This is a genomic window from Agrobacterium leguminum (assembly GCF_005144435.2).
GTDB lineage: Bacteria > Pseudomonadota > Alphaproteobacteria > Rhizobiales > Rhizobiaceae > Agrobacterium > Agrobacterium leguminum.
Genome location: NZ_CP120212.1, coordinates 12,819 through 24,909, shown reverse-complemented (window position 1 = coordinate 24,909; position 12,091 = coordinate 12,819). Strand labels below are relative to the sequence as shown.

Here is a 12,091-nt window from a genome sequence, read left to right as displayed (position 1 = left end):
AATCGTCGTCGCGCCGGCGCGGAAATTCGCCGGCCATTGCCGGTTCCCCATTCGGTATAGAATGCGACCATGCGCCGAACGTTCCCAAAAAAACGGCGGCGAGAAAAAACCGGCAGGCAACACATTGCCACGGTATCTGCAACTTCAGATGACGAACATCAACTTTATCCTTAAATATTATTTAATAATGTAATCATAATATTCACGAATGATTTTGAATAGGAATCATCCCTTTCCATCGGAGAAACGCGCGTGAGTATTCTTGATCGTGGTGCCAATGCTTTCGCGGTTCTCGCCGCGCTTTCCAAATCCCAGGCCATCATTGAATTCGACCTTTCGGGCAAGATTCTCACCGCCAACGAGAATTTCTGTCGGGCGCTCGGTTATGAGCTTTCGGAAATCGTCGGCAGGCACCACAGCATGTTCGTGGAGCCTGCGGTCGTGTCCTCGCAGGATTACAAGGCCTTCTGGTCCAAGCTTTCGGCCGGCCAGTTCGATCAGCGGCAATATAAGCGTATCGGCAAGGGCGGCCGGGAAGTCTGGATCGAGGCGTCCTACAATCCGGTGTTTCGTCGCGGCAAGCCGGTGAAGGTGGTCAAGATCGCCACCGATATTACCGACCGCAAGCTGAAGGCGGCGGAAGATGCGGGCAAGATCGACGCCCTGTCACGGGCGCAGGCCATCATCGAATTCTCTCCGAACGGCGAGGTTTTGACCGCAAACGAGAATTTTCTCGCCGCTCTCGGTTATTCGCTGGCGGAAGTGCAGGGCAGGCACCATTCCATGTTCTGCGAACCGGCCTATACGCAGTCGCCGCAATATAAGCAGTTCTGGGAAAGGCTGGCCGGCGGCGATCTCGTGGCGGACGAGTTCATGCGGCTTGGCAAGGGCGGCCGCAAGGTCTTCATTCAGGCGTCCTATAACCCGATCTTCGATCTCAACGGCAAGGTGTTCAAGGTCGTCAAATTCGCGACCGACGTGACCGGCCGCGTCGAAAACGTCGAAAAGCTGGCGCAGTGCCTCACCGATCTGGCCGAGGGCGATCTTGCCCAGAGCATCGACAAACCTTTCATCCCCTCGCTTGAAAGATTGCGCACGGATTTCAACGCGGCTTCGGAAAAGCTGAAAAGGGCCATGACGCTGGTGTCTGAAAATGCCGGCGCCATTTCGTCCGGTTCCAACGAGATCAGGTCCGCTGCCGACGATCTCGCCAGACGCACGGAGCAGCAGGCCGCCTCCATCGAGGAAACGGCAGCAGCGCTCGAAGAAATCACCACCGCCGTCAACGATTCGAGCCGCCGCGCCGAAGAGGCCGGCAAGATCGTCGCCCGTGCCCGTGACCATGCGGAACATTCGGGCCAGGTGGTGCGCGATGCGATCGGCGCCATGGACCAGATCGAAAAATCATCGCGCGAGATTTCCAACATTATCGGCGTGATCGACGAAATCGCCTTCCAGACCAATCTTCTGGCATTGAATGCAGGCGTGGAAGCCGCCCGGGCCGGTGAGGCGGGCAAGGGTTTTGCCGTGGTTGCGCAGGAGGTTCGCGAACTCGCGCAGCGTTCCGCAACGGCCGCCAAGGAAATCAAGAGCCTGATCAATGCCTCCGGCGCGCAGGTGGAAAACGGCGTCGGCCTCGTCACCCGGGCGGGTTCGGCCCTGCAGGAAATCGCCGAGCAGGTGCGGGATATCAACACCAATGTCGTGGCGATTGTCGATGCCGCGCGCGAACAGTCCACGGCGCTTGCGGAAATCAATCAGGCGGTCAACACCGTCGATCAGGGCACCCAGCAGAACGCCGCCATGGTCGAGGAGCAGACCGCCGCAAGCCACAGCCTTGCGCGGGAAGCGGCGGCCCTGTTCGAGCTTCTCGGGCAATTCCGGTTCGAGGACGCTCCGCGCTCCTCCGCCTCTGTGCGCGGCGGATTCGAGCAGCAATCCGCACCGGTGCCCTCGCATCGCAGCGCATCCCGCCCGCTTGCGGCGCGCGGTTCCGCTGCGGTTGCCGTCAAGCATGAGGAGTGGCAGGACTTCTAGAGTGAGGCCTCAGCAAGCCGAGCCAATCACGCCGACGTCATCCTCGGGCCTGTCCCGAGGATTTGCAACGTATTGATTTTATTCGACGTGATTAGATCCTCGGCACAGGGCCGAGGATGACGCCGAGAGAATATTGGCCCTCCATTACTGACTTGAAAGGGGCTGCCCGCCGTCCTCGCCCCATCCTATCACGCCAGTCCATTCGATGTTCGATACGTGATGACAAGCCGGAAAGCTGGGCATATCTTCCGGATTGGCCGATAATCGGCACATCGCGTCTGGAGTTTTCGGGGACTTTCGTTTGGCAGGGATATCGACAAGCCGCATGGCTCTTGCCCTGTGTCTGCTGACCGCAGCCTTCGGCGCGGCGCAAGCCGAAGAGCCCGCCGGGGAAAAAGCCGCCTGCGCTTATACCCATGATGTCGCGCCGGACCTGTGCATCAATGCCGGCAGTTACAATAACGATCTTTGCCATGCCATCGAGGTGCTCGCCGCCCGCCATGCCGTTCCGCCGGATTATTTCGCCCGGCTGATCTGGCGGGAAAGCCTGTTCCGGCCCAATGCGGTCAGTCCGAAGGGGGCGGAGGGCATTGCCCAGTTCATGCCGGGTACGGCCCGGTTGCGCGGTCTCGAAGACAGTTTCAACATCATCGCCGCGCTTGAGGCGTCTTCCCGATATCTTTCCGAATTGAACGTGCAGTTCGGCAATTTCGGCCTTGCCGCCGCAGCTTACAATGCGGGGGAGGCGGGCTTGCGGAACTTCATCGCCAACGGCCGCCTGCCCACCGAAACCCGCGATTATGTGTTCGCGATAACCGGTTATCCGGTGGAGACATGGAAGGACAATCCGCCGGAAAAGGCGGCGCCGGCGCTGGATGACAACCGTTCCTTTCTCGATGCCTGCGTGCGTCTCGCCGACACCCGCACCATGAACGATCCCGTTCTCATTGCATCGGCCGACTGGGCGCCCTGGGGCGTGCAGCTTGCGGCGCATTATAATCCGGCCGTGGCGAACCGGCTTTTCACCCGGGCGATCCTGCAGCTTTCGGAGCCGCTAAATGCCGAGCGGGCTTTGATCGTGCGGCAGCGGGGCGGCAATTTCGGTTCGCGGCCGCGTTATGCAGCCCGCATCGGCCGGGAAACCAGAGCCGAAGCCAATGCGCTTTGTGGCGATATCCGGCGCGCGGGCGTTCCCTGCACCGTGTTCCGCAACAGGTAAAAGCGGCGCGCGCCGGACCGGTAAATCGGCTTCCCGCGACAGGGCTGATCATAAGAAGTTGATCGGCTTTGCGGCCGTTCCATCTTTCCGTGCAAAATGATCGTGCCTAGATTTGCCCCCGGACGCTGGCCGACAATCGGGGCCGGTGACGTTTTGTAGGGAATGATCTGGAAATGAGATGGCTTGAAAGAGGATGTCTGGCGGCCGTGCTGGTCGTCGTTGCGGCGTGCACCAGCGCCGGCGAGACGGAGATTTCCCGCACTGTCGCAGGTTTCGTGGGGCAACCGCGCGAGGCCGCAATCGCCCGACTCGGCCGCCCGAACAAGGTCATCATCGAAAACGGCGAAACCGAATCCTACTGGCTGAAAGTCGATAGGGAGACCTATGCCGGCCTCAGCAACAGGCGCGAAGTCAAGACCGTCGACGGGCAGGCGCAGGTCTCGGAAACCGAGGGCATGAAGATCAAGGAGCATCGCCGCGACTGCATCATCAAGATAACCGCGGATGCCGCCTCCATCGTCAGGACGAGCGAGATCATCGGCAATCCGGCCAATTGCGAAAACCTTCTCGACAGGCAGGTTTCCTGAGGAACCGCTGTCGCGGCCGCTCCGCTTGCCGAAGCCTCAAAGCTCCATCTTGATGGTCAGCATATATTCGGTGCCCTTCGCCCGGTCACGCGTGCGGGAGACTTCAAGCGTGACCTTGTCCAGCTTGTGCCCAAGGGTTTCCTTGATCGTTCCTCCCGGCGTATCCTCGCGCCGGAACGAGGTGTCGCCGTAACCGACGCCGATTTTGCGGGTAATGGCGTTTTCCGTGTAGGTTCTTCCGAACATGGCGGAAGCCTGGCCGCTGCGCACCGTTGTTTCGAAACCGCGGGATTCGATGTCGCGATAGGCCGAGGCGGCAATCGAATTGTCCGAGCTGCTATAGCTGCCGCCGGCGCTTATTCTGGCGAGCCGATGGCCGTCATGTTCCAGGGAAAAATTGCCGTCGGCCGAAGGTCCGAAACGACCGCCGTTCATGGCGTCCTTATAGGTGAAGCGGAAGCGGCCGCTGCGTGCGTCCACCTGATAATTATAGGAAGCGTCGCCGCTGCGGATCTGGATACCCGGCGCCGGTTCGCTACCGAGGATCGGCGAAACCTTGTCCGCGAACTGGAACAGGGGTTTGGTGACCTCTTCGAATTCCGACTTCGACAATGCCAGCGGCTTGCCATCCGGGTCGAATTTCCCGACCGCGAGGCACGGGCGCTGGTTGATGATGCTCTTCAGGGCAAAGACCGTGCAATTGTCGCTTGTCGTACCGGCAATCGCGGCGTGGACGGAATTGCGCAGGGTGTAACTGCCGCAGCAGGAGAAGGCCTCGTTGTCGGGGCTCGCATCGCGCGTATAGCCCGTAAAGACAATGCCGCTCGCCCCGTTGGTGAGGCCTGCATTGGCGAAATGCGGCCCGCTTTGTAGCGGAAACAGTTTCAGCCGGCTCTGGTCAGCGAGCGTTTTCGGGTTGGAAGGCGATGGAAGCGGCATTCTTCTTCTCTCCTGAACACGGGAACGGTGCGCTTTTTTTACCATCGTAAATTGAAGCCGCAACCCTTAACTGTACCCCGTGAGATATGCCGTTTCTGTGGATGAGAGCGACCGCTGTTGTTACTGTGAGCCTGTGCGCATATGTTTGAATACTCAATCTTGATTTCCGGGCAAGGCGGACAGGCGCATAATGACCTCCCAGTTGGATTTTTTCGCACCCGCGGCAGCGCGGCTTCCGCAGGCTGAAAGAGGGCGAAAAGCCGGTGGTCGCGAAACGGCCCAAAAGACCGGTGCGGACGATGAGGCGCTTGCCGCACATCTTGAATCCACCGGTAATTATCGTGTCCTGCGCCGGCTGCAGCCGCGCGCTGTCGTCGATCGGCCAAGGCCGGAATTCGCCCGTCAGGGCGTGATCCTCGACACGGAAACGACGGGTCTCGACCATCGCACCGACGAGATCATCGAAATCGGCGTCATCGCCTTCACATTCGACGATAACGGCACAATCGGCGATGTCACCGGCATCTATGGCGGCTTGCAGCAGCCGGGTATCGCCATTCCCGAAGAAATCACCCGCCTGACCGGGATCACCGACGAGATGGTCGCGGGACAGTCGATAGACATGGACCGGCTGACCTCCCTCATTGCCCATGCCGATCTGATCATCGCCCACAATGCGGGTTTCGACCGCCCCTTTTGCGAGGCCTTCTCGCCGATCTTCCGCGACAAGGCGTGGGCCTGCTCCGTTTCGGAAATAGACTGGCGCGCGCGTGGTTTCGAGGGCAACAAACTCGGTTATCTGATCGGCCAATCCGGCTATTTCCACGATGGCCATCGCGCGGTGGACGATTGTTTCGCGCTGCTGGAGGTGCTGGAGCAGACGCGCCCCGGCCAGAGCAGCACGCCCTTTGCCGAACTCCATGAGGCAAGCCGGCGCTCAAGGGTGCGCCTCTACGCGGAAAACAGCCCGTTCGACATGAAGGATCATCTGAAAAAGCGGGGCTATCGCTGGTCGGACGGTTCCGATGGCCGGCCGAAATCCTGGTGGGTGGAGCTGCCGGAGGAAAAGCTCGAAGAGGAACTGCATTTCCTGCGGACCGAAATCTACCGCTGGGACGCCGATCCCACGGTCAAATATCTCACCGCTTTCGACCGGTTCAAGGCCGGGTGAAGCGCGGGACATTCCGGGTTTCAGATTGCATACAATTTCTGCAATGAATCGAAAACAATCGCTGTAAAATTGGGCAGGTCCGCGCAAGGCTTTCCGGAGCGCAGAAAAATATCATTTTACATCAATGGCTAAGCCGATTGGCACGCCTCCTGCATGACAAAGACGTCGCAGGAGAGTGTTTATGAGCAAAGCCGCAGCAATCGACATCGCGTCCGTATCCAAGATTTACGGCAACACCACCGCCGTGCATGCGATAAGCCTGAAGATTCCGGCCGGGAGTTATTGCTGCCTGCTCGGCCCGTCGGGCTGCGGCAAGACCTCGACATTGCGGATGATTGCCGGCCACGAAAGCATCTCCAGCGGCGATGTCCGGCTCGGCAATACAGTCGTCACCGATCTGCCGCCCGCCCGGCGCGGTACGGCGATGATGTTCCAGTCCTATGCGCTGTTTCCGCATCTCGATCTCGTCGACAATGTCGCCTTCAGCCTCAAGATGAAGGGCGTGGACAAGGAAAGCCGCCGGGCGAAGGCGCTCGAAATGCTGCGGCTGATGCAGCTCGAACCCTATGCCAGCCGCCGTCCGGCCCAGCTTTCCGGCGGGCAGCAGCAGCGCGTGGCGCTGGCGCGTGCGCTGATTACCGATCCCGAGGCGCTGCTGCTGGACGAGCCGCTTTCGGCGCTCGATCCGTTCCTCAAGATCCGCATGCGCGCCGAGCTGAAGAAGTTGCAGACCTCGCTCGGCATCACCTTCGTTCACGTCACCCATAGCCAGGAAGAGGCCATGGCGCTGGCCGATATCATCGTCGTCATGAATGACGGCCGCATCGAACAGGCGGCCACCCCGCGCGAGGTGTTCGAGCATCCCGCCACCGCCTTCGTTGCCCGCTTCATGGGCGACCACAATGTCATTTCCGGGCGTTACCGGGAAAAAACGGATGATCTCGTCACGCTCGAAGTGGCGGGCGGCGGCACCTTCACGGCAAGCGGCGTCGCCCCGGCTGACGGCGCGGTCGATATCGCCGTGCGCACCGATCGCGTCCGCGTCGGGGAGGCGCAGCAGCCGGGCCTCGGTTTCACCGGCATCGTCTCGAATGTCGAATATCGCGGCGCAAGCGTGAAGATCGCCGTAACCGGCGCGGGCATCGAGGATTTCAACGTCATCCTCAGCGATGCCGCCTTCTTCGAAAACCCGGTCAGGACCGGAGACGCCATACCGCTTTCATGGAATGCGGCCGATGCCATCGTGCTCGGCCGGGTAGAGAAGTGACCCCAAAAATAACCAGAGGAGAACTTTGAAATGACCGATACCAGCAACAGCAAAAAGGGCCTGTCCCGCCGCGGCCTCCTGAAGGCGGGCGCAGCCGCCACGGGTGCCGCAATCGGCTCCGGCCTCATCACCGGCTTCCCGACCATCTGGGCGCAGAACCCGATCACCATCCGCCAATTCGGCACCGGTGTGTCGAACCTCAACGCCATTGCCGAAAAGTGCAAGGCCGATCTCGGCATCACGCTCGAAATGACGGCGACGGATTCGGATGCGGCCGCCCAGCGCGCCGTCACCCAGCCGAATTCCTACGATATCGCCGATATCGAATACTGGATCCTGAAGAAGGTCTATCCGGCCGGCGTCATCCAGCCGATGGAAATCAAGAAGCTGAAATATTACGACAAGATCGTGCCGCTGTTCAAAAACGGCAAGCTGAAGCCGGACAGCGTCGTGGCGCAGGGCACGGCCCCGCACACCGTCGGTTTCGTCGAAAAGCCCGGCGACAAGACATTTGCGAAGGGCGAGACCGATTATTTCACCATGGTCCCGACCATCTACAATGCCGATACGCTCGGCATTCGCCCCGATCTCGTCGGCCGCGATATCTCCAGCTGGGCCGATATCATGGACCCGAAGTTCAAGGGCAAGACCTCCATTCTCAACATCCCCTCCATCGGCATCATGGATGCGGCGATGATCATGGAAGCCATGGGCAACATCAAATATGCTGACAAGGGCAACATGACCAAGGAGGAGATCGACAAGACCATCGACTTCCTCATCAAGGCCAAGAAGGACGGCCAGTTCCGCGCCTTCTGGAAGAGCTTCGACGAAAGCGTCAACCTCATGGCCTCGGGCGAAGTCATCATCCAGTCCATGTGGTCGCCCGCCGTCGCCGCTGTCCGTTCCAAGGGTATCGCCTGCAAATACCAGCCGCTGAAAGAAGGTTATCGCTCCTGGGGCGGCGGTCTCGGGCTTGCCAAGCACCTCTCGGGCGCGAAACTCGATGCGGCCTATGAATATATCAACTGGTACACCTCGGGCTGGGTCGGCGCTTACCTCAACCGTCAGGGTTATTATTCCGCCGCCATGGAAACGGCCAAGGAGCACATGAGCGCCGACGAGTGGGGTTACTGGGTCGAAGGCAAGCCGGCGCAGGGCGATATCATCGCGCCCGACGGCAAGGTCATGGAAAAGGCCGGCGCGGTGCGCGATGGCGGCTCCTTCGAGGAACGCATGGGCAAGGTCGCGTGCTGGAACTCCGTCATGGACGAGGACCGCTACATGGTCCGCCGCTGGAACGAATTCATCGCGGCCTGATGTCCTGAAAAGACGGCACCGGCGGTCAATGTCGCCGGTGCCTGCCCATAAACAGCGAAAGGCTTCATGATGGTGACGGTCAGACTCATCGGCGTCAGCGACAAAAAGGACAGGCCGCCCCGCAGTTTCGCGCTGCCGCAAAAGCTCGTGTCCTATGTTCAGGCCGCTCCGCTTTTGCTGATCCTCGGCTTTTTCCTGGCTCTGCCGATCCTCATGATCGCCGTCGTCAGCTTCTGGGATTACGATTTCGCCCAGATGTATCCGGATTTCGTGACGTTCAACTATCTGGAAACGCTCGGCTCCTGGGTCACCTGGCAGACCTATCTCAACACGCTGAAATATGCCGCCATGGTCTGGGCGATCACGCTGTTCTGCGGTTTCTGGGTCGCATATTTCCTCGCCTTCCACATCCGCACCACCACCATGCAGATGGTGCTCTTTCTCGTCTGCACCGTGCCCTTCCTGACGTCGAATATCATCCGCATGATTTCCTGGATTCCGGTGCTTGGGCGAAACGGCCTCGTCAACAGCGCCCTGGTCGGCACCGGCATCATTCCCGAGCCGATCGAATGGCTGCTTTATTCGGATTTCGCCGTGGTGCTGGCCATGGTGCATCTTTATACGCTGTTCATGGTCACGCCGATCTTCAACACGCTGATGCGCATCGACAAATCGCTGATCGAGGCGGCGCGTGATGCGGGTGCGACGGGCTGGCAGACGCTCAGCAACGTCATCATTCCGCTTGCCAAGCCCGGCATGGCGATTGGCAGCATCTTCGTCGTCACGCTGGTCATGGCCGATTTCTCCACCGTTCAGGTCATGTCCGGCGGCCAGAGCGCCTCGGTGGCGCTGATGATGAAGAACCAGATGTCGCTGCTGCAATATCCGGCCGCCGCTGCGAACGCCGTCATCCTGCTCATCCTCGTTCTTCTGATGGTCGCGGGCATCCTGCGCATCGTCGATATCCGCAAGGAGCTTTGATCCCATGCATCAGGAAAAACGCGGCCGCGAATTCTACATCCTCGCCTTCTTTTTCGCCCTCTTCGTGCTGTTTCTTTACGGTCCGCTGTCGGCCATCCTCATCCTCGCCTTTCAGGGGCCGAATGGCGGCCTGACTTTCCCGCTGAACGGCGTTTCGCTGCACTGGTTCGGCAATCTCTTCGAACAGCAGGCCGTCGGCGATTTCGGCGGCTCCTTCCGCCGTTCCTTCGCTCTCGGGCTGATGGTCATGGCCGTTACCGTGCTGGTTTCGCTGCTGGCGGGCCTTGCCTTCCGGCGCAAATTCATCGGTGCCACGCCGTTGTTCTATCTGTCGGTCGCAAGCCTCGTGGTGCCGTCGATCATCATTTCGCTCGGCATCGGCGTTCTGTTCCAGCAGCTCGGGCTGGAGCCGTCATGGTATACGTCCGCCTTCGGTGCGCATCTCACCTGGACGCTGCCCTTCGGCGTGCTCATCATGCTCGCCGTCTTCAACCGTTTTTCGCCGTCCTATGAGGAAGCGGCCCGCGATCTCGGGGCATCCTCGTGGCAGACCTTCGCCCATGTGGTGCTGCCGATGATCGCGCCCAGCCTGATCGGCGTCGGCCTCTTCGGCTTCACGCTTTCTTATGACGAGTTTGCTCGCACATTGATGACGTCAGGCACCTACAACACGCTGCCGCTGGAAATCTACGGCATGACCACCAATGTCACGACGCCGGTGCTTTATGCGCTCGGTGCTGTTACAACCCTGTTTTCCTTCCTGGTGATCGCGGCCACGCTCGGCCTGATCGTCACGCTCAATCGCCGCCATTCGCGCGGATAAAGAAACGTAAAATGCGCATTCTCGTCATCAATCCCAACACCACGCAATCCATGACCGCGACCATTGCCGACGCCGCGACGCGGATAGCCGGCCGCGATACGGACATACTGGCCGTCACCTCGTCCATGGGGCCTGTCTCCATCGAAGGTTATTACGACGAGGTTTTCGCCGTGCCCGGCCTGCTGCTGGAGCTGGCAAAGGCGCCGGCGCTTGGAGCCGACGCGGCGATCATCGCCTGTTTCGACGATACCGGGCTCGATGCCGCCCGCGCCCTGGCCGATATTCCCGTTATCGGCATCTGCGAGGCGGCGGTTTCCGCCACCGCCTTCATCGCCCAGAAATTCACCATCGTCACGACGATGGAACGCTCGCGGCTGCCGCTGGAACATCTCGTCCATCGTTATGGCATGTCCGCCCGCTGCAATGTGCGCGCCGCCGATATTCCGGTTCTGTCGCTGGAAGATCCCGCCTCGAACGCTCGTGAAAGGCTGCGCGCGGAAATCTCGCTGGCCCTGAAAGAGGACAGGGCGGAGGCGATCGTGCTCGGTTGCGCCGGCATGGCGGACCTTGCCGCCGAACTGCGCGATGAGTTCGGCGTGCCGGTTGTCGATGGCGTGGCGGCGGCCGTCAAGCAGGCGGAATCGCTGGTGTCCATGGGGTTGTCCACCGCCAAGCGCGGCGCTTATGCCACGCCGCTTGCCAAGCCCTATCGCGGCTTGCTGGAGCCATTCCGGCCGGACAGGCTCTCCGGGGCATCCGCAGACGGCGGAGACGTTCTCACCGCCTCCGCCCATAAAACGACGAAGGCGAGCTGATAGGCCAGATCGCGCTGGACGTTCTGCAATGCCAGGTCGCTCAGAACTACTCTGGCTCCGTTTCTTTGCAAGATGTTCAACCGCTCGGCCCTGGCGAGTATGGCCGTTACATGGGCGCGGCTGACCCCATAGGCGCGCGCCGTCGCCTTGCGGGAGAACACGCAACCCGTCGTATCGCACGCATCTGTCTTCGCGGCGGACAGCAGGTCCAACAGGATCAGGAAACCAGGCGCATGCCCAAGAAACATCCGCATTTCCTCCGAGAGAAAAGGCAAATCCTGCGCGTGCCGTAGAAACCAGCTCACGCCGTCGATAAGCACGCCCGTTCCGATGGCTTCCTCCGCAGGCGTCTCCGTTGCCGGGAGGGTTTGCCACGGCGAGGCCGCGATGCGATAGGTGCTGGCAAGCGTCTCGATTGCCGAGATAATCCAGCCGTTTAGCGACCATGGCCGCTCGCGGTTATCGTCGCCGGACGGGTGACGCTGCGCGGTATTTTCCAGCTCCAGCCAGTCGATCAATGCGCGCGTCCTGCGGCTGGATGCCCAGCCGGGTGGAACGACGACTGCCTGAACCGCCGCCAGCGTAAATTGCCCGCCATGGACCGATGCGATGCCCACGGCGCACATGACGGTGGCGAATGCGCCGAAGTCTCCGAGCGCGCGGATGAGGCGCTGCTCCTGTTTGAAGGCTGTCGATATGTGGGTGCAAAGATAGGCGACGGCATCACCGAAGGCATCGTCGTTCAGGATTCGGTTCGCAAGTAAGCCCAGCCTCTCTCGAAGCATGTCCGGCCGAGGCCGGGCGAAGTCCCTTTTCGGGTGCGTCTTTGAAGCTGGGGCGCCTGCTTTTCCGGATACCTTTCTCCCGTGGTTTTTTGCTCTTCGCTACTTTATGGCGAATTCGAAAACGTGAGTTCTGTTCGCTGGCGACGG

General features: G+C 60.5%; 11 protein-coding genes. 9 read left to right on the top strand and 2 right to left on the bottom strand.

Annotated elements, in window-relative coordinates:
* Positions 1-252 precede the first annotated feature (252 nt).
* From CFBP4996_RS14650 to CFBP4996_RS14640, 3 genes are all read left to right on the top strand, one after another.
* A complete protein-coding gene (locus CFBP4996_RS14650) occupies positions 253-2,037 on the top strand; it encodes a methyl-accepting chemotaxis protein (protein ID WP_080854757.1) in 1,785 nt (594 codons plus the stop codon).
* Between the two features lie 325 nt (positions 2,038-2,362).
* Positions 2,363-3,256 (top strand): transglycosylase SLT domain-containing protein, encoded by an 894-nt coding sequence (locus CFBP4996_RS14645; RefSeq protein WP_080854758.1) that lies wholly within the window; start codon positions 2,363-2,365, stop codon positions 3,254-3,256.
* A gap of 173 nt (positions 3,257-3,429) precedes the next feature.
* A complete protein-coding gene (locus tag CFBP4996_RS14640; RefSeq protein WP_080854759.1) occupies positions 3,430-3,843 on the top strand; it encodes a hypothetical protein in 414 nt (137 codons plus the stop codon).
* Positions 3,844-3,879: 36 nt separating this feature from the next.
* On the opposite strand, the gene CFBP4996_RS14635 is transcribed toward CFBP4996_RS14640, so the two are convergent.
* A complete protein-coding gene (locus CFBP4996_RS14635; protein WP_080854760.1) occupies positions 3,880-4,782 on the bottom strand; it encodes a hypothetical protein in 903 nt (300 codons plus the stop codon).
* 190 nt (positions 4,783-4,972) lie between these two features.
* Here CFBP4996_RS14635 and CFBP4996_RS14630 point away from each other — a divergent pair, with 190 nt between their 5' ends.
* The 6 genes from CFBP4996_RS14630 (at position 4,973) to CFBP4996_RS14605 (ending at position 11,159) form a co-directional block, all read left to right on the top strand.
* Positions 4,973-5,953, top strand: coding sequence for a 3'-5' exonuclease (locus CFBP4996_RS14630; protein WP_080854761.1), 981 nt, complete (start codon positions 4,973-4,975; stop codon positions 5,951-5,953).
* Positions 5,954-6,134: 181 nt separating this feature from the next.
* A complete protein-coding gene (locus CFBP4996_RS14625) occupies positions 6,135-7,220 on the top strand; it encodes an ABC transporter ATP-binding protein (protein ID WP_080854762.1) in 1,086 nt (361 codons plus the stop codon).
* 30 nt (positions 7,221-7,250) lie between these two features.
* A complete protein-coding gene (locus tag CFBP4996_RS14620) occupies positions 7,251-8,540 on the top strand; it encodes an ABC transporter substrate-binding protein (protein WP_080854763.1) in 1,290 nt (429 codons plus the stop codon).
* A 69-nt stretch (positions 8,541-8,609) separates the two neighbouring features.
* The gene (locus tag CFBP4996_RS14615) at positions 8,610-9,521 is read left to right on the top strand and encodes an ABC transporter permease (protein ID WP_065656055.1); all 912 of its coding nucleotides are present in this window, start codon (positions 8,610-8,612) and stop codon (positions 9,519-9,521) included.
* Positions 9,522-9,525: 4 nt separating this feature from the next.
* Positions 9,526-10,344, top strand: a complete 819-nt coding sequence (locus CFBP4996_RS14610; protein WP_004432890.1) for an ABC transporter permease — start codon at positions 9,526-9,528, stop codon at positions 10,342-10,344.
* Between the two features lie 11 nt (positions 10,345-10,355).
* On the top strand, positions 10,356-11,159 hold the full coding sequence (locus tag CFBP4996_RS14605; RefSeq protein WP_080854764.1) for an aspartate/glutamate racemase family protein: 804 nt from the start codon (positions 10,356-10,358) through the stop codon (positions 11,157-11,159).
* Here CFBP4996_RS14605 and CFBP4996_RS14600 read toward each other — a convergent pair.
* Complete coding sequence (locus tag CFBP4996_RS14600; RefSeq protein WP_137396252.1) at positions 11,051-11,944, bottom strand: hypothetical protein; 894 nt, start codon at positions 11,942-11,944, stop codon at positions 11,051-11,053. The genes CFBP4996_RS14605 and CFBP4996_RS14600 overlap by 109 nt on opposite strands.
* Positions 11,945-12,091: the final 147 nt, after the last annotated feature.